16 protein-coding genes are annotated in these 16,291 nt (G+C 69.4%); 3 read left to right on the top strand and 13 right to left on the bottom strand.

The features are described 5' to 3' along the window. Nucleotides 1-41: 41 nt before the first annotated feature. From hisIE to DXK21_RS08195, 8 genes are all read right to left on the bottom strand, one after another. Nucleotides 42-683, bottom strand: coding sequence for a bifunctional phosphoribosyl-AMP cyclohydrolase/phosphoribosyl-ATP diphosphatase HisIE (hisIE, locus tag DXK21_RS08230; RefSeq protein WP_114817301.1), 642 nt, complete (start codon nucleotides 681-683; stop codon nucleotides 42-44). A gap of 166 nt (nucleotides 684-849) precedes the next feature. After that, nucleotides 850-1,617 (bottom strand): imidazole glycerol phosphate synthase subunit HisF, encoded by a 768-nt coding sequence (hisF, locus tag DXK21_RS08225; RefSeq protein WP_114817300.1) that lies wholly within the window; start codon nucleotides 1,615-1,617, stop codon nucleotides 850-852. Then, nucleotides 1,607-2,365: a 1-(5-phosphoribosyl)-5-[(5-phosphoribosylamino)methylideneamino]imidazole-4-carboxamide isomerase gene (gene hisA, locus DXK21_RS08220; RefSeq protein ID WP_114817299.1), complete on the bottom strand. Its 759-nt coding sequence runs from the start codon at nucleotides 2,363-2,365 to the stop codon at nucleotides 1,607-1,609. The genes hisF and hisA overlap by 11 nt, the downstream gene beginning before the upstream one ends. After that, nucleotides 2,362-2,961: an imidazole glycerol phosphate synthase subunit HisH gene (gene hisH, locus DXK21_RS08215; RefSeq protein ID WP_114817298.1), complete on the bottom strand. Its 600-nt coding sequence runs from the start codon at nucleotides 2,959-2,961 to the stop codon at nucleotides 2,362-2,364. The genes hisA and hisH overlap by 4 nt, the downstream gene beginning before the upstream one ends. A 184-nt stretch (nucleotides 2,962-3,145) precedes the next feature. Next, complete coding sequence (hisB, locus tag DXK21_RS08210) at nucleotides 3,146-4,579, bottom strand: imidazoleglycerol-phosphate dehydratase HisB (protein WP_114817297.1); 1,434 nt, start codon at nucleotides 4,577-4,579, stop codon at nucleotides 3,146-3,148. Further along, entirely contained in the window at nucleotides 4,576-5,883 is a 1,308-nt protein-coding gene (gene hisD / locus DXK21_RS08205) for a histidinol dehydrogenase (RefSeq protein ID WP_114817296.1), read from the bottom strand. Before hisD ends, hisB begins: the two co-directional genes overlap by 4 nt. Further along, nucleotides 5,883-6,764, bottom strand: a complete 882-nt coding sequence (gene hisG, locus DXK21_RS08200) for an ATP phosphoribosyltransferase (protein ID WP_114817295.1) — start codon at nucleotides 6,762-6,764, stop codon at nucleotides 5,883-5,885. Before hisG ends, hisD begins: the two co-directional genes overlap by 1 nt. 9 nt (nucleotides 6,765-6,773) lie before the next feature. After that, nucleotides 6,774-7,076, bottom strand: a complete 303-nt coding sequence (locus DXK21_RS08195) for a YerC/YecD family TrpR-related protein (protein WP_114817294.1) — start codon at nucleotides 7,074-7,076, stop codon at nucleotides 6,774-6,776. A gap of 138 nt (nucleotides 7,077-7,214) precedes the next feature. Between DXK21_RS08195 and DXK21_RS08190 the strand changes: the two genes are divergently transcribed. The 3 genes from DXK21_RS08190 (at nucleotide 7,215) to DXK21_RS08180 (ending at nucleotide 11,590) form a co-directional block, all read left to right on the top strand. Next, nucleotides 7,215-8,426: an NAD(P)/FAD-dependent oxidoreductase gene (locus DXK21_RS08190; RefSeq protein WP_114817293.1), complete on the top strand. Its 1,212-nt coding sequence runs from the start codon at nucleotides 7,215-7,217 to the stop codon at nucleotides 8,424-8,426. 129 nt (nucleotides 8,427-8,555) lie between these two features. After that, nucleotides 8,556-10,832, top strand: a complete 2,277-nt coding sequence (locus tag DXK21_RS08185) for a TonB-dependent receptor (protein ID WP_114817292.1) — start codon at nucleotides 8,556-8,558, stop codon at nucleotides 10,830-10,832. 80 nt (nucleotides 10,833-10,912) lie between these two features. Continuing rightward, complete coding sequence (locus DXK21_RS08180; protein ID WP_114817338.1) at nucleotides 10,913-11,590, top strand: Fe2+-dependent dioxygenase; 678 nt, start codon at nucleotides 10,913-10,915, stop codon at nucleotides 11,588-11,590. Between the two features lie 170 nt (nucleotides 11,591-11,760). On the opposite strand, the gene DXK21_RS08175 is transcribed toward DXK21_RS08180, so the two are convergent. The 5 genes from DXK21_RS08175 to DXK21_RS08155 are packed head-to-tail and all read right to left on the bottom strand — an operon-like array spanning nucleotide 11,761 to nucleotide 16,240. After that, nucleotides 11,761-13,134: a sulfite reductase subunit alpha gene (locus DXK21_RS08175; RefSeq protein WP_114817291.1), complete on the bottom strand. Its 1,374-nt coding sequence runs from the start codon at nucleotides 13,132-13,134 to the stop codon at nucleotides 11,761-11,763. A gap of 2 nt (nucleotides 13,135-13,136) precedes the next feature. Further along, on the bottom strand, nucleotides 13,137-14,258 hold the full coding sequence (locus DXK21_RS08170; protein WP_245945148.1) for an FAD:protein FMN transferase: 1,122 nt from the start codon (nucleotides 14,256-14,258) through the stop codon (nucleotides 13,137-13,139). Then, entirely contained in the window at nucleotides 14,228-15,034 is an 807-nt protein-coding gene (locus DXK21_RS08165) for a DUF4198 domain-containing protein (protein WP_114817290.1), read from the bottom strand. The genes DXK21_RS08170 and DXK21_RS08165 overlap by 31 nt, the downstream gene beginning before the upstream one ends. A gap of 12 nt (nucleotides 15,035-15,046) precedes the next feature. Further along, nucleotides 15,047-15,562 (bottom strand): DUF2271 domain-containing protein, encoded by a 516-nt coding sequence (locus DXK21_RS08160; RefSeq protein ID WP_114817289.1) that lies wholly within the window; start codon nucleotides 15,560-15,562, stop codon nucleotides 15,047-15,049. A gap of 12 nt (nucleotides 15,563-15,574) precedes the next feature. Then, nucleotides 15,575-16,240, bottom strand: coding sequence for a PepSY-associated TM helix domain-containing protein (locus DXK21_RS08155; protein WP_114817288.1), 666 nt, complete (start codon nucleotides 16,238-16,240; stop codon nucleotides 15,575-15,577). Between the last annotated feature and the right edge of the window lie 51 nt (nucleotides 16,241-16,291).

Below are 16,291 nucleotides of genomic sequence, written 5' to 3'. Positions count from 1 at the left end.
TTTCCTCCATGACCCCGGCCTGCGGGGTTGCGTCTTAAGGTCTAGCTATCGTCCTTGGCCGGTTGCGCGCGGCGGGCCAAGACGTCCAGCACGTCCTGAAACACCATGTTACGCGCATGGAGCAGGACCAGCAGGTGATAGATCAAATCCGCCGACTCGCTGGCGAGTTCCGTCTCATCGCCCGCAGCCCCCGCCAGAGCGGTCTCCACGCCCTCCTCGCCGACCTTCTGCGCGGCGCGTTTCGGTCCCTGGGCGATCAGGCGCGCGGTCCAGCTGTCGTTGGGATCAGCCTGGGCGCGGACGTGGATGGTGCGCTCCAGTCGCGCGATGCGGCCCACGCCCGGCGCGTCCTCGTCGCCGAAGCAGCTGACGCGGTTCAGATGGCAGGCGTTGCCCACGGGGCGCACCTTCACCACCACGGCGTCGCCGTCGCAGTCCGGCGTCACCGAGACGACATTGAGGAAGTCGCCCGAGGTCTCGCCCTTGCGCCAGCGCCCGCCGCGCGAGCGCGAGAAGAAGGTCGCCTGGCCGCTGTCCAGCGTCTCGCGCAGCGCCGCCTCGTCCATATAGGCCAGGGTCAGCACCTGAAGCGTGTCGGCGTCCTGCACCACGGCGGGGATCAGCCCGCCGCCCTTGGCGAAGTCCAGTTGGGCGAAGTCGATCTTGGGGATGTCGACCGTCATGATCCTTCTCCCCTCGGGGGAGAAGGTGGGCGCCGGAGGCGCTCGGATGAGGGGGAGGGGCCAGCGCGCATCACGGCCAAGGATGAGCTTGAGGCCAGTCGCCCCCTCATCCGTCTCGCTGCGCGAGCCACCTTCTCCCCCGAGGGGAGAAGGAAATCGAAAGTGGTCATATCCTCACCTCCACGCCTTGCGTGTCCAGGTAACGCTTGAGATCGGGAATCGCGATCGCGCCCGAGTGAAACACGCTGGCGGCCAGGGCGCCTGACACGTCAGCCTCGACAAACACGTCGCGGAAATGCTCGACCGCCCCGGCCCCGCCCGAGGCCACCAGCGGAATGGTCAACCGCCGCCGCGCCTCGGCCAGTTGGGCGAGGTCATAGCCGCGCCGCACCCCGTCCTGATCGATGCAGTTCAGCACGATCTCCCCGGCGCCCAGGCCTTGCGCCTCGACGATCCAGTCCATGGTCAGCTTGCCCGCGCCGCGCCGGGCGTTGGGATCGCCGGTGTATTTGTGGACGCGCCATTCGCCGTCCTGAAAGGCGCTGTCGACGCCGACGACGACGCATTGCCGCCCCAGCCGCTGGGCCATCTCGCCGATCAGCTCGGGGCGTTCCAGGGCGGGGGAGTTGATCGACACCTTGTCCGCCCCGTGGTCGAGGCAGCGCGCCGCCTGTTCCACCGTGCGGATGCCGCCGGCGACGCAGAAGGGGATGTCCAGCAGCCGGGCGATGTCCTGCACCCAGCCATAGTCCAGCGTCCGCCCCTGCGGGCTCGCGGTGATGTCGTAGAAGACCAGTTCGTCGGCGCCCTGATCGCGATAGCGCGCGGCCAGTTCGGCGGCGTCGCCCATGTCGACGTGACCCTCGAACCGCACGCCCTTGACCACCCGCCCGTCCTTGACGTCGAGGCAGGGGATGATGCGCCTAGCGGTCATTGGCCGAAACCGGGACCATGTTCACGGTCTCGATGGCCTCAGCCACGGTGAAGCGACCGGCATAGATAGCGCGGCCGGTAATGGCCCCGGCGCAGCCTATGGCCTTGGCCGTGATCAGGTCGTCCAGACTGGCGATCCCGCCCGAGGCCTGGATCTCCAGCTCGGGGCGACGCGCGATGGCCTCGGACAGAAGCGCCCGGTTCAGACCCGTCAGGGCGCCGTCGCGCTCGACGTCCGTAATCAGGATATGGCGCAGCATGCCGACCGGATAGCGATCCAGCACGCTCCACAGATCCACGCCCGACGACTGGGTCCAGCCCTTCAGGGCGGGCACGGGCAGGCCGTTCTCGTTTCTGACGTCCAGGGCCAGGGCGATGGCCTCGGGGCCGAACTGCTCCAGCCATTTCAGCACCTGATCCGTGTCGGTGACGGCCAGAGAGCCGATGACGACGCGACTGATCCCGGCCCCCAGCAGGTGTTCGATATCCTTTTCCGAGCGCACGCCGCCGCCGGACTGGACCTTGATGTCCACGGCCCGGGCCATGTCGCCGATCAGCGCATACTGGCGCGCCTCGCCCGCCTTGGCCCCGTCCAGATCGATGACGTGAATCCATTCGGCCCCCTCGGCGGTGAAGGCCGCCATCCGGTTGGCGGGATGGGCGTCATAGCGGGTCACGTGATTGAAATCGCCGTGCAAGAGGCGAACCGCATGGCCGTCGATCAGGTCAATGGCGGGATAGATGATCACGCGGGAATCTCCAGGAAGTTCTTCAGGATACGCGCCCCTGCGGCGGCCGACCGTTCCGGGTGGAACTGACAGCCCCAGCGGGCGCCCATGTTGACCACGGCGGGCACAGCCAGGCCATAGTCGGCGGCGGCGATGGTCGCCGGGCCGTCAGGGCAGACGAAGCCGTGGACGAAATAGGCCCAGTCGCCGTCTTTGATCCCCTCCAGCAGCGGATCGGGACGACGGATGGTCAGCCGGCTCCAGCCCATGTGCGGCGAGGGCCGCGACGGCGCGGGGGCGATGGCCTCGACCCGGCCGGGGATCAGGCCCAGCAGATCGACGCCCCCATCTTCATCACTGGTCTCGAACAGCAGCTGCTGACCCAGGCAGACGCCGAGAAGGGGGCGTTTGAACCGCCGCAAGGCCTCGACCAGACCAAGCGCGTTCAGCCGCTGCATGGCGTAGCCCGCCGCGCCGACGCCGGGCAGGATGACCCGCTCGGCCTCGTCGAGATCGGCAGGGTCGGCGGTGATCCGCACCCGCGCCCCCAGCCGCTCCAGCGCGAACCGCACCGAGGCCACATTGCCCGAGCCGTAACCGATCAGGGTGACGTTCATCGCCCTTCTCCCCCGCTGTATTTCCCTTCTCCCCTCGGGGGAGAAGGTGGCTCGCGTAGCGAGACGGATGAGGGGGCTGTGTCCACGCACACGACGGGGGAGGGCGAAGCCAGCACACCCCTCATCCGAGCGCCTCCGGCGCCCACCTTCTCCCTCAAGGGGAGAAGGGAAGCAGCGGACGCCATCACAACACCCCCTTGGTGCTCGGCACGACATCGCCCTCGACGCGGATGGCCTGACGCAGCGCCCGACCCAGGGCCTTGAACACGGCCTCGGTCTTGTGGTGGTCGTCGTCGCCCGTGACCGTGACGTGGATGGCCGCGCCCAGGTTCTCGGCCAGCGAGCGGATGACGTGCGCCGTCAGGTCGGTGCGGTAGTCGCCGATGAAGGGGGTCGCAAACGTCCCCTCGAACACCGGATAGGGCCGCCCCGACAGGTCGATGGACACCGCCGCATTGGCCTCGTCCATCGGCAGGACAAAGCCGTAGCGGGCGATGCCCTTCCTCTCGCCCAGCGCCTGCTTCAGCGCCTGGCCCAGGGCGATGGCGCTGTCTTCAATGGTGTGGTGCGGATCGGTGTGCAGGTCGCCCTCGCACGACAGTCGGATCGAAAACCCGCCGTGCGCCGCCACCTGTTCGATCATGTGGTCGAAGAAGCCGACGCCCGTGTGGATCGTCACCGGCCCGGCGCTGTCCAGATCGACGGCGCAGACGATGCGCGTCTCTTTCGTATCGCGCACGGCCTGTCCGACCCGCGTGCGGCGCACCTTGGCGTCGGCGGCGCCCAGGGCGACCAGCAGCCGGTCGTTGACCTCGGGCTTCAGCGACACCGGCAGGCGTACGTGATCCCCGGCCTCATCGGCGGTCAGGCCGAACCGGCCAAGGCTCTCGACCACGGCCGCCGGATCAGACGGGCGGGCGAGGATCACCGGCCCGACCCCGGCCTCCAGCGGCATCAGCCGTGACAGGGCCTCAACGACGCGCGCGCGCTCGCGGCGCACGCCGTCGATGCGCTCGGCGGTCTCGATCATCCGCGACGGGTCCAGCGCCTGCATCGCCAGCCGTACCGAGATCTCGGGCAGAGCATAGGGCTCCAGCACGCTCGCCAGCCGCGCCAGCGTCTGGCCTTGCGCCACCGCCGCCCCGACCCGCACCCCGGCCAGCCCATAGGCCAGCGACAGGCTGCGCAGGACGATCAGGTTGGCGTGGTCCTTGACCACGCTTGCGGCGGACGCGGCGTAGGCGAACTCGACCAGCCCCTCGTCCACGACCAGCAGGGCAGGGGCGACGCGCTCGGCCATCTCGGCCACGGCCTCGGGCGAGCCCAGGGCGCGGATGACGACGGCGGCGGTTTCGGCCCCTTCAGCGGGTCGGGCGTAGAGCGCCGCCAGTCCCAGATAGGGCTCAGCCTCCGGCGCCTGAACCGTCTGTCCCTCGCGCGCGGCCAGACGCCAGACCAGCTCCAGCCCGTGCGTCAGGCCCCGCACCGGCAGCACCTGATCGGCGCTGACGCCATAGAGCTCAGCCAGTCGCGCGGCCAGGGCGGTCGGCTCGGCCGGATATCGGTCCAGACCTTCGCCGCCGGACACCAGCGGCGGATAGGGGGCGGGCAGGCTCATCCTTGCGTCCTCAGATCAGCCGCCCGGGCGTGAGCCTCCAGCCCCTCCATCCGCGCCATACGGGCGGCGACGGGGGCCAGGGCGGCGGCCCCGGTTTGCGTCACCGTCTGCACCGACATGGTGGTCATGAAGCTGGCGGTGGTGATGCCGCCCAGGGTCCGCGCCCCGCCGTCGGTCGGCAGGACGTGGCTGGGTCCAGCGGCGTAGTCGCCCAGCGTCTCGGCCGCCCAGCGACCGACGAAGACCGCCCCGGCGGCGGTGATCTTCTCGACCAGAAGTTCCGCCTCCTCGGCCTGGATCGACAGGTGTTCGGGGCCATAGAGGTTGGCCACGGCGCAGGCCTCGGCCATGTCGGCCACGCGGATGGCGCGGGCCTGCTCCAGCGAGGCGCGGGCGGTCGCCGCGCGGGGCAGGGTCTCCACCTGACGCTCCACCTCGGCGACGATCTCGGTCAGAGCGGTGCCGCTGTCGGAGACCAGCAGAACCTGGGCGTCGGCGTCGTGCTCGGCCTGGCTCAGCAGGTCGGCGGCGACGATCTCGAAGTCGGCGTCGCGGTCGGCGATGACGAGCAGCTCCGACGGCCCCGCCGGCATGTCCTGGGCCGGTCCGCCCGGCAGGCTCGAGGCATAGCGCTTGGCCTCGGCCACATAGGCGTTGCCGGGACCGAACAGCTTGTCGACCGGGGCGATCACGCCGTCGTCCAGTTCGACGCCGAAGGTCAGGGCCGCAATCGCCTGGGCACCGCCCAGCAGCCACAGCTCGTCCAGCCCCGCCTCGGCGGCGGCGACGATCATGGCCGGGTGAACCGAGCCGTCCTTCGACGGCGGCGTCACGGCCACGCGCCGCCCGACCCCGGCCACGCCCGCCGGAATGGCCAGCATCAGCAGGGATGAAAACAGCGGCGCCGTGCCGCCGGGCACATAGAGACCCGCCGAGCCGATAGGCCGCCAGACCAGCTTGGACTTCACGCCCGGCGTGGTCTCGATGAAGGCCGTGTCCTCGGGCCGCGTCGCGGCGTGGAAGACCCGCACATTGTCGGCGGCGACCCGCAGGGCCCGTGCAGCAGCGGGCGGGAGGTCGGCGCGGGCTTCAGCGGCGGCCTTCTCGGTGATGGCCACCCGGCGCGGCGCGGCGCCGTCCAGCTTGATCGCCCAGTCGGTTACGGCGGCCCCGCCGCGCGCCTGCACGTCGTCGAAGATCTCGCGCACCACGCCGGTGACGAAACCCTCGGTGCGCTGCTGCGGGCGGGCCAGCGCCGCCTTGCGCTCGCCTGCGTCCAGTTTGTTCCAGTCGATCCGCTTCATCACATCATCTTCTCGATCGGCAGGACCAGGATGGCCGAGGCCCCCGCCGCCTTCAGCTTCTCCAGCGTCTCCCAGAAGACGGCCTCCTGACAGACGGCGTGAACGGCCACGGCGTCGTCGCGGCCCGACAGGGGCATGACAGTGGGCGACCCAGCGCCGGGCAGGATGGCGGTGATCTGATCCAGAGCCGAGCGCGGCGCGTTCAGCATGACGTACTTGGCCCCTTGCGACGACACCACGCCGGCCATCCGTTCGATGATGCTGTCCAGCAGGTGTTGCAGGCCCGCCTCGGGCGCGGTCGGCGCCTTGATCAGCACCGCCTGGCTGTCCAGCACGGTCTCCTTGGCCATCAGGCCGTTGGCCTCCAGCGTCGCGCCGGTCGAGACCAGATCGCAGATGGCCGAGGCCAGCTTCAGCCGCGGGGCCACCTCGACCGCCCCGCGCATGGTGACGATGTCGGCGCCCACGCCGTTCTCATCCAGAAAACGACGCAGGATCTTGGGATAGGAGGTGGCGATGCGCAGGCCCTCCAGCGAGGCCGGACCGGCGTAGTCCAGCGTCGGCGGCACGGCGATCTTCAGCGTGCAGCGACCAAAGCCCAGGGGCATGACCACCTCGGCGTTCGGCCCGCCGTTTCGGACCTCTTCCAGCACGTTCTCGCCGACGATCCCCAGGTCGCAGACCCCGTCCGCCACGAAGGTCGGGATGTCGTCGTCGCGCACGCGCAGCAGATCGATCGGATAGTTCTCGATGCGGTACAGCAGGTCGTTGTTGCCCTTGACGACGCGCAAGCCAGCGTCGCGGACCAGGTCCAGGCTGCGTTCGGCCAGACGGCCGGATTTCTGGACGGCGATGCGAAGCCGCCCCTGCACGGTGCTCATGATCTCAACTCAGGCTTTCTGATTCAGGCGGTCCAGCACCAGGCGATAACCCTGGTGCGGCATGTCTTTGAGGGAGCGGGCGACGCGCACCACGGTGGTCGGGCTGGCCGAGGCCTCCACCGCGATCTCGCGATAGGTCTTGTCCCCGCCGTCCAGCAGCCGCGCCACCTGCCACCGCTCGGCAAAGGCGCGCAGCTCGGCGGGCGTGCACAGGTCGGACAGAAAGGCGTCGGCCTCCGCCCGCGTCTGCAGCGAAAGCAGTGCGTCCAGCAGGGCGATCTTGGGGGCGTCGGTGCTCATGGTGCGTTCCATTATGCTGTAACAATGGAACGGTCAATAGGAAGTGGCGAGTGAGGCGTGACGAGGCTAGGTTTTCCTCCCCACTGGCGTGGAGAGGAAAGCCTAAGCTCAACACTCGCCACTCGCCCCTCGCCACTCTATCTGTCCCCCATGACCAAGGTTCTGATTATCGGCGCGGGACACGCGGGGGGCTCGGCGGCGGCGCTGCTGAGACAATATGGCTTCGAGGGCGAGATCGTCCTGGCGGGCGAGGAGGCGGCGGCGCCCTATCAGCGACCGCCCCTGTCCAAGGCCTGGCTGAAGGGGGAGGCGGGTCTGGAGGACCTGCTGCTGCGCCCCGAGAGCTTCTACGCCGAACAGAAGATCGACCTGCGCACCGGCGTCACCGCGACCGCCATCGACGCGGCGGCCAGGACCGTGACCTTCGCTGACGGCGCGGTCGAGGCCTACGACGTGCTGATCCTCGCCACCGGCTCGATGGCGCGCAAGCTGGCCATCCCCGGCGCCGACCGCCCCGGGCTTCTGGAGCTGCGCACGCTCGACGACGCCGAGCGGCTCAAATCCGCCCTGTCTCCCGGCCAGCGTCTGGCCGTCGTCGGCGGCGGCTATGTGGGGCTGGAGGCGGCGGCTTCGGCCCGCGCTCTGGGCGCGGAAGCCGTTGTGATCGAGCGCATGGACCGGGTGCTGGCCCGCGTGGCGTCGCAGACCCTGTCGGCCTTCTTCACCGACCTGCATCGCCGTCACGGGGTCGAGATCCTGACGGGCGCCGAGGTTGCGGGCTTCGAGGACGGCGGCGTGCGGCTCGCGGACGGCGGCCTGATCGCCGCCGACGCCATCCTGGTCGGCGTCGGGGCCCTGGCGCGCGAGGCTCTGGCGCGGACTGCCGGTCTGGCGTGCGAAAACGGCGTGGTGGTGGACGAGACCGCCCGCACCAGCGACCCCGCCATCTACGCCATCGGCGACGTGACCCATCGGCCCATCCCGGTCCACGGCGGGCGGATGCACCGTCTGGAAAGCGTGCCCAACGCCCTGGAGCAAGCCAAGCAGGCCGCCGCCGCCATCGTCGGCCGCGCGGCGCCCGCGCCCGAGGTGCCGTGGTTCTGGTCCGACCAATACGACGTCAAGCTTCAGATCGCCGGCCTGCCCTTCGACGCCGACCGTCAGGTGGTGCGCGGCGATCCGGCGACGGGCGGTTTCGCCGTCTTCCACCTGAACGGCGACCGCATCGTCTGCGTCGAGGCGGTCAATGCGCCCGCCGAATTCATGGGCGGGCGCCTGCTGATCGGCAAGGCGACGCCGGTGGATGCGGCCTTGCTGGCCGACCCCGCGATCTCGATCAAGGCGGTGGCGAAACCGGGCTGAGGGCGCCGTCGTGACGACGGTGTGACATCCCTGCCGCAATTGCGATTTAGTCGCAGGAGTCAGATTGTCGCAGGCGGAAAAGGTGATATTGCGAGCCGGTCTCAAAACTAACCGACTGGTTCCTCCCCCATGTCCGACGCTCGTTCCTCCGCCCTCAAGGCGCTCCTGTTCGCTTCCAGCGCCGCCGGCATGCTGTGCGCCTCGCCCGTTCTGGCGGCGAACGACGCCCCGGTAGCCGCCGCCCCGAACGACGCCACGGACATCACGCAAGACGCCACGACCCTGAGCGCCGTCGACGTGCACGGCCAGCGCATCAAGCGCGAGCCCAAGGACCCGACCTTCGTCGCCCCCCTGGTCGACACGCCGCGCGCGGTCACGGTGATCCCGCAACAGATCATCGAACAGACCGCCGCCACCTCGCTGCAAGACATTCTTCGCACCTCGCCGGGCATCACCTTCGGCGCCGGTGAAGGCGGGCAGCCGCTGGCCGACCGGCCCTTCATTCGCGGCCAGGCCTCGGGCAACAACATCTTCGTCGACGGCATTCGCGACACCGGCGGCCAGCAGCGCGAGGTCTTCAACCTGGAGCAGGTCGAGGTCATCAAGGGGCCGGACTCGGTCTATTCGGGGCGCGGCTCGGGCGGCGGCAGCATCAACCTGGGCTCCAAGGCTCCGCGCCTGCAGAACTTCGTCCACGGCTCGGCCGGCGTCGGCACGGATTCCTATGCGCGCGGCACGGTGGACGCCAACTGGCAGGTCAGCCCCACCGCCGCCATGCGCCTGAACGTCATGGCGTCCCAGGGCGACGTCGCCGGCCGCAACGCCGTCGACTTCGACAAGTGGGGCGTGGCCGCCTCGGTCGCGGCGGGCCTCGGCACGCCGACCACGATCACCGCCAGCTACTACCACCTCGACAGCAATCAGATGCCTGACTACGGCATCCCGCTCTACACCAAGCTGGGCGGCGCCAATGCCCCGCGCCCCGACGCCTCGGGCGTCCTCGACGTGCCCTACGACAGCTTCTACGGGCTGAAGGCGCGCGACTATCTGAACAACACGGTCGACACCCTGACCCTGGATGTCGAGCACCGTTTCAGCGACACGCTCGCCCTGCGCAACGTCACCCGCTATTCGCAGACGCTGAACGACTACATCGTCACCAACCCCGGCGACGGCGGCGCGGCGCAGAACATCAACGGCGTCTGGTGGATGAAACGGGGCCTGAAGTCGCGCTGGAACCCGACCGAGACCCTGGCCAACGTCACCGACCTGCACGGCTCCTTCCTGACCGGCGCGATCAAGCACAACTTCGACCTGGGTCTGGAGCTGTCGCGTGAGAAGAACCGCAACGCCGGCTATACCGTCACCACCCTGACCGGCACGGCCTGCCCGGCGCCCTTGACGGGCCTCGACTGCACCCCGGTCTATGCCCCCAATCCGAACGACCCCTGGACCGGCACAGTCACGCGCGGCAATGTCAGCTACAACACGACCGACACCCTGGGTCTCTACGCCTTCGACTCCATGGCGTTCGGCGAAAAGTGGATTCTGAACCTCGGCCTGCGCTGGGACGACTATTCGGTCGAGGGCGCGGACTGGGTGGGCGCGCCCGCCAAGCTGACCCCGCGCAGCGGCGACTGGGACTTCGTCAACTATCAGGTCGGGCTGGTCTACAAGCCGACGGCCAACAGCAGCCTCTACGCCTCCTGGGCCACCTCCTCGACGCCGCCGACCATCTCGGCCGGCGACCAGAACAACGGCAACGGCCTGGGCACGGGCAATCTGGCGACAGAACTGCTGGACCCGGAGGAGACCGAGAGCTTCGAGATCGGCGCCAAGGCCAACCTGTTCAACGACCGCCTGGCCCTCAGCGGCGCCCTGTTCAAGACCGTGCGCAAGAACGCTCAGATCCAGGTGTCCGCAGGCGTCTATGAGCAGGCCGGCGAGGCCGAGGTTCAAGGCCTCGAACTGGGCGTCTCGGGCAATGTCACCGACAAGTGGCAGGTCTTCGGCGGCTACACCTGGATGGATTCCGAGCTGACCAAGGGCGCCTACAACAACGTCAACGTCGGCGAGGCCCTGGCCAATACGCCCGAGCACAGCGCCAGCCTGTTCACCACCTACCGGCTCCTGCCCCAGCTCAGCCTGGGCGGCGGCGTCTATTATGTGTCCAAGTCGTTCGGCGGCAATCAGGGCGGCGCCGGCGGCGGCGGCAACCGCATCTACGCCCCGGCCTACACCCGCGTGGACCTGTTCGCCGCCTACGACATCAACGACCGCGCCTCGCTGCAGTTGAACGTCCAGAACGCGGGCGACGAGGAATACATCAGCCGCACCAACGGCGTTCACCACGCCGACGTGGCCCCGGCCCGTTCGGCCATCCTGACGCTGAACCTGCGCTACTAAGAGACGGCGTTTCGCGCCATTCTGTCGGCCCCGTCGTTCCATTGAGCGGCGGGGCCGATGCGCATTTGATCGAGGCTCCCATGCTGCTGCACATCCCCGACGTCTTCACCAAGGCCGAGGTCGCGGCCCTGCGCCGGACCCTGGACGCCGGTCCCTGGGCCGACGGCAACATGACCTCGGGCCACCAGTCCGCGACGGCCAAGAAGAACCAGCAACTGCCCGAGGACAGCGCGTCGGCGCGCGAGGTCTCCGCCCTGATCGTCCAGGCCCTGAACGCCAACCCCATGTTCGTCTCGGCGGCCCTGCCGCACACGATCTTTCCGCCCCTGTTCAATCGCTACGAGGGCGGCGGCGAGTTCGGCCTCCACGTCGACAACGCCATCCGTCAGAGAGGCGATCTGCGCATCCGCAGCGACCTCTCGGCCACCCTCTTCCTGTCCGAGCCCGAGGACTACGACGGCGGCGAACTGATCATCGAGGAACTGTACGGCGCGCAGTCGGTCAAGCTGCCCGCCGGCGACCTGGTCCTCTATCCGTCCAAGAGCCTGCACCGCGTCACCCCTGTCACGCGCGGCGCCCGCGTCTCCAGTTTCATGTGGCTGCAAAGCCTGGTCCGCGACGACGCCGACCGTGAAAGCCTGTTCCGCCTCGACGTGGCCACCCAGAGGGTCAACCTCGACAAGGGGCCAAAGGATCAGGCCGTCATCGAACTGACCGGCCTCTATCACAACCTGCTGCGCCGCTGGTCGGAGGTATGACGCCCATCTTTCCTCCCCATTTCATGGGGAGGGGGACCGCGTAGCGGTGGAGGGGGCGACGCTGTCGCCCTGATTATGAGCGTCCATTCGGAAAGGGCGGCGTCGCCCCCTCCGTCACGACGCTTTGCGTCGCGCCACCTCCCCATGAAATGGGGAGGAAAGCAGAGGCCTTAGTAAACGTCGCGCCTGTACCGCCCGGCTTCCGTCAGCCGCATCAGCCGCTCCTCGCCCAGCGCCGCTTCCAGCGCCGCATGCACGCCCTTCGACATGCCTTCCAGACTGCCGCAGACATAGACATAGGCCCCGCGATCGACCCAGTCGGCCATCGGCCGGGCGTGTTCCGCCACCAGCGACTGGACGTAGCGATGCTCGCCCCCGTCGCGCGAGAAGGCGCGGTCCAGACGGGTCAGAACCCCCGAGGCCAGCCACCCTTGCAGGTCCGCGTCATAGAGGGCGTCGTGCGCCCGCGTCCGTTCGCCGAACAGCAGCCACGCCCCGCTGGTCTTCGCGAACTGCGCCCGCGCCTTCAAATGCCCGCGCAGCCCCGCGATCCCGGTGCCGTTGCCGATCAGGATGATGGGGGCTTCCGGCGGCGGCGCGTGGAAGCCGCGGTTGGCCCGCACCCGCATGGCGATCTCGTCGCCGATCTGCACGTCCTGCGTCAGCCAGCCTGAAGCCAGACCCGGCGTCCCGTCGGGCCGCGTCATCAGGCGGATGCAGAACTCGACCCGCCCGTCCGAGGGCAGGGAGGCGACCGAATATTCACGGCTGGCCGGCTGCTCGCCGTCGCGGACGGGCAGACCGACCTCGGCGATGTCGCCCGCCGCCCAGTCAGGCGTATGGTCGATGGGCGCGAACGCCAGATGCCAGGCCTCACCGCCGGGGCTGCCCGCGTTGAGCAGGCGCCGCTCGACCAGACGCCAGCGGTCATAGGCGGGCGGGGTCCAGTCGGGGGCTGAGGTGGCGCCCGTGATCTGGTTCAACTGATGCTGCCAGTGGCGGATGGCGCCCGCGTCGCCGTTGTCCACCTCGACCCGGTCGAACAGGGTCTGGGCGCCGCTGCGGTCCAGCCAGTCGCCGACCGCGTGGCCGAAACTGCAATAGGCGTCATAGGAGCGGTCGCCCAAGGCCAGCAGGCCATAGGACAGGTGCGACAGGTCCACGTCCGCCTTCATCACCTGTCGTACGAAGCGGGCCGAGCTGTCGGGCGCATCGCCCTCGCCGGTGGTCGAGGCGATGACCAGCAGGCGGCGCGCGCTGTTCAGCGTTTCCAGATCCAGATCGCTGAAAGCGACGATCCGCGCGCCGACGCCGCCGTCGCCCAGCGCTCGCGCCGTCATCCAGGCCAGTTCCTCGCCGAACCCGGTCTGACTGGCGAAGGCGATCAGGACAGCGTCCTCGCCGGCCGCCTCGGCCAGCAGTCGCGTCTGTTCGGCGGCCTTTCTCGCGGCGGCGCGCACGCGCCAGACCGTCAGGCCGATCAGGCCCAGCCACAGGATCAAAGCGACGCCGGTCCACAACCAGCGGGACAGGTCGGCGGTCACGATCAGGCTTCTTCTTCGTCCGTCATGGCGGCGAAGGCGGGCGTCATCCGCTCGACCAGGCCGCGCGGCGTCCGCTCGACGAAGTGGGCCGCGATCTGCATCGCCTCGGCGAACTCCGGCCCGTCGAACGGCCCCAGCACGGTCAGGGCCGTGGCCCACGCATCGGCGCGCATGGCCGAGGCGTCAAAGACAGTGACCTGCGCCAGGCCATTGTCCACCGGCCGTCCGGTCGCGCCGTCTAGGGTGTGCGGATAGAGGCGCTCCTCATGCACGAAGGCGCGGCGCCAGTCGCCGGATGTGGCCACCGCCATGTCGAACAGAGCCGCCACCGTATGCGGCGCGGGCGACCCCGGCACAGCCTCAATCTCGACCCACCAAGGCTGGGCGTCCGGCTTGACCCCGCGCCCCAGCAACTCGCCGCCGATCTCGACCAGATGCGACGTCGCGCCCATCTCGGTCAGGCGCGCCGAAACCCGGTCCACCGCGTGACCCTTGGCTATCCCTGAGAAGTCCAGCTTCATCCCCCCCGCCTGCACCGCCGCCTGCGCGTCGCGGTTCAGCCGCAGCTTCTGCCAGCCGGACACGGCCAGGGCCGCCTCGACCTCTTCAGCAGACGGCAGGGGATTGAGCGGATCGCGCGGCCCCGGCGGACCGAACCCCCACAGATCGACCAGCGTCCCCAGGGTCGGATCGACCGCGCCGTTGACATCGTCGGCCAGATCCAGCGCCGCGTTCAACAGGCTCCAGAAGTCGTCCGACAGCTTCCACGTCCCGGCGGGGGCGGTGTTGAACCGGCTGATCTCGCTGCTCGGCGTCCACGGGCTGAACAGGGCGATGATGCGCGCCAGCTCTTCCTTGATGACCGCCTGAAACGCGTCCTGGGTCACGCCGAGATCTGAGGTTTGGGGCGGCGGAACCAGACGCACCGACCAGGTGGTGCCCATGCTCTCCCCCGCCAGCGACCAGATCAGGTCGCTAGGCGGCCGTTCGGGCGCGCGGGTGGTCGGCGGGATCAGGACGCGGCTGTCCTGACGGCCTTCCACCGCCGCACCGATCTGGAGCGGCGGCGGCGCCGAGCTGGAGCGTTTCGAGGTCAGGGCAGGACTTCCAGCGCGCCGTTCCACGAGGCGTTCGAGCCGGGCTGGCCGTTCACGCCCGCCGTCCGCACCGAGGCGCCCAGCCAGTAGAGACCGGCTTCCGGCCAGGTCACGGAGAAGGCGCCGTCAGCGCCCGTCTTGACCGTGATCTCTTCGGGGTTGTTGCGGTAGCGGGTGCCGCCGCGGGCGATGGTCACGTCCACGCCCGCAGCAGGCTGACCGTCCTTCAGCAGCTTGAAGGTCGCGGCCTCGCCGGCGGCCAGATCGTTCGGATGGGTGACGGGCGCCAGTTCCAGACCCTTGCCGGTCGGCGTCAGGTCGGTCGGCTCGCCCAGGGTGACGAAGGTCTCGGTGCGGCTGTCGGTGCGCACGGCCTCGACGTCGGTGGCGTCGGCGGGCAGGGCGCCGGGGAAGTCGGCCTCGGCCCCGCGCCAGCGCTTCTGCTCGCCGCCCTGCTTGTAGCTGGCCATGAAGCCCGAGCCGACGTTGGCGACGCGATAGGTGCCCGGCTGCGACAGGTGCAGGTCGAAACTGGAGCGGTACTTGGCCTGATGGACGTTCTCGGCCTGGGCGGTCGAACCGTCCGGGGCGGTGATGGTCAGCCCGGCCAGACGCATGGCGGCGTGGTCGGGGATGAAGACCCCGTTCGACATGCCGGCGTCGAAACCGACCCAGGCGTCATTGCCCGACAGGACGGTCGAGGTCGGGGCCAGCCAGGCACGGTGCGCCTGAGCCGACAGCGGGGCGGCCAGGACGGCGGCCAGAGCCAAGGCGGGGGTCAGGAAGGCGAGGGTCTTCTTCATGGTCAGGTCCTCTTAGCGGGTCACGGCGACGCGAACGGCGCCCAGTTCGGTGGCGCCGGTTCCGGCGCCGGTGTTGGCGGCGCCCCAGCGGAAGGGCACGCGGACGACCTCGCGGCCGCCCAGTTCGCGGGCCGCCTCGACGACGATGTTGTACTGGCCCGCAGGCAGGTTGCGCAGGCGGGCGCCCGGCACGGTCACTGAATGTCGGCCGGGGGCCTTGGTCGGGCCGGACACGCCGTCGGCGGGCATGGTCATGGCGCGACCGCCCTTGCGCCACCAGGTGCGCAGATCCTTCAGCCAGTCCTTGCCGTCGCCCTCGTTGTTACGGGTCTGCTGGTACCAGACGGCCAGGGTCTGGGCCGTCGACTGGTCCGGCTTCTCGATCCACACGGCCACATAGGGCCGGTGATAGGAGGCGCTGGCGATGCGCGGCAGCTCGACGCTGACGGTCAGGTCAGCGGCGGTTGCGACGGCGGGGGCGGCGGCCGCGAGGCCCGCAGCGGTCAGGACGAGAGGAAGCTTACGCATGGGGAGAACTCGTCAATGAATGAACAGGAGGGCGATGACGACAGGAATGAGCAGACCCAGGGCCACGATGGGCCAGGTCGAGGGACGGCCGCGCGCGTGCAGCCATAGCAGGGCCAGACCCGTGACGGAAAAGACCACGCAGGCCACGGCGAAGACGTCGATGAACCAGTACCAAACCACCCCGGCGTTGCGACCCTTGTGCAGGTCGTTGAGATAGGCGACCGCCCCGCGCGTGGTTTTCTCGTGCAGGGCCTCGCCGGTTGAACGGTCGATGGTCAGCCATCCGTCGCCGCCGGGCGTGGGCAGGGCGACATAGATTTCATCCGCCGTGGTCTCGGTGGCGCGACCCTCGACCTGGACCTTGAAGGCCTCCGCCGCCCAGCGCGCCACGGGGGCGGGGACCGGGTCGGTGGTCTCGGCGGGGAAGTCGGCCAGACGCGCCAGCAGGGGCGCGGGCAGGGTCGCCGTCGCCTCCTTGACCACGGGCTCGGCCGGGATCTGCGCCGCGTGGTTCAGGGTGATGCCGGTGATCGCGAACAGGATCATGCCGACCAGGCTGACCGCCGCCGAGATCCAGTGCCAGCTGTGCAATTGCTTCAGCCAGAACGACCGCTTGGCGTTCAGCGCCGCCTTCGGTTTCGCGGCGGTCTTGGCGGGATGGGCTGCGGTTTCGGTCACACCATGGCTGTGCCATACCCTGCGAACGATTTGCAATACCGTTTAGGCGTC

Origin of the sequence: Brevundimonas bullata (genome assembly GCF_003350205.1) — a bacterium.
Taxonomy (GTDB): Bacteria; Pseudomonadota; Alphaproteobacteria; order Caulobacterales; family Caulobacteraceae; genus Brevundimonas; species Brevundimonas bullata.
Note: the sequence above shows the minus strand (reverse complement) of the source record. Positions and strands in the feature narration are given on the sequence as shown.

Excerpts from the sequence above, each read along its gene's own strand:
- hisIE (WP_114817301.1), bottom strand. The coding sequence starts at position 683 with ATGACGGTCGACATCCCCAAGATCGACTTCGCCCAACTGGACTTCGCC.
- hisF (WP_114817300.1), bottom strand. The coding sequence starts at position 1,617 with ATGACCGCTAGGCGCATCATCCCCTGCCTCGACGTCAAGGACGGGCGG.
- hisH (WP_114817298.1), bottom strand. The coding sequence starts at position 2,961 with ATGAACGTCACCCTGATCGGTTACGGCTCGGGCAATGTGGCCTCGGTG.
- hisB (WP_114817297.1), bottom strand. The coding sequence starts at position 4,579 with ATGAGCCTGCCCGCCCCCTATCCGCCGCTGGTGTCCGGCGGCGAAGGT.
- hisD (WP_114817296.1), bottom strand. The coding sequence starts at position 5,883 with ATGAAGCGGATCGACTGGAACAAACTGGACGCAGGCGAGCGCAAGGCG.
- hisG (WP_114817295.1), bottom strand. The coding sequence starts at position 6,764 with ATGAGCACCGTGCAGGGGCGGCTTCGCATCGCCGTCCAGAAATCCGGC.
- DXK21_RS08195 (WP_114817294.1), bottom strand. The coding sequence starts at position 7,076 with ATGGAACGCACCATGAGCACCGACGCCCCCAAGATCGCCCTGCTGGAC.
- DXK21_RS08190 (WP_114817293.1), top strand. The coding sequence starts at position 7,215 with ATGACCAAGGTTCTGATTATCGGCGCGGGACACGCGGGGGGCTCGGCG.
- DXK21_RS08185 (WP_114817292.1), top strand. The coding sequence starts at position 8,556 with ATGTCCGACGCTCGTTCCTCCGCCCTCAAGGCGCTCCTGTTCGCTTCC.
- DXK21_RS08180 (WP_114817338.1), top strand. The coding sequence starts at position 10,913 with ATGCTGCTGCACATCCCCGACGTCTTCACCAAGGCCGAGGTCGCGGCC.
- DXK21_RS08165 (WP_114817290.1), bottom strand. The coding sequence starts at position 15,034 with ATGAAGAAGACCCTCGCCTTCCTGACCCCCGCCTTGGCTCTGGCCGCC.
- DXK21_RS08160 (WP_114817289.1), bottom strand. The coding sequence starts at position 15,562 with ATGCGTAAGCTTCCTCTCGTCCTGACCGCTGCGGGCCTCGCGGCCGCC.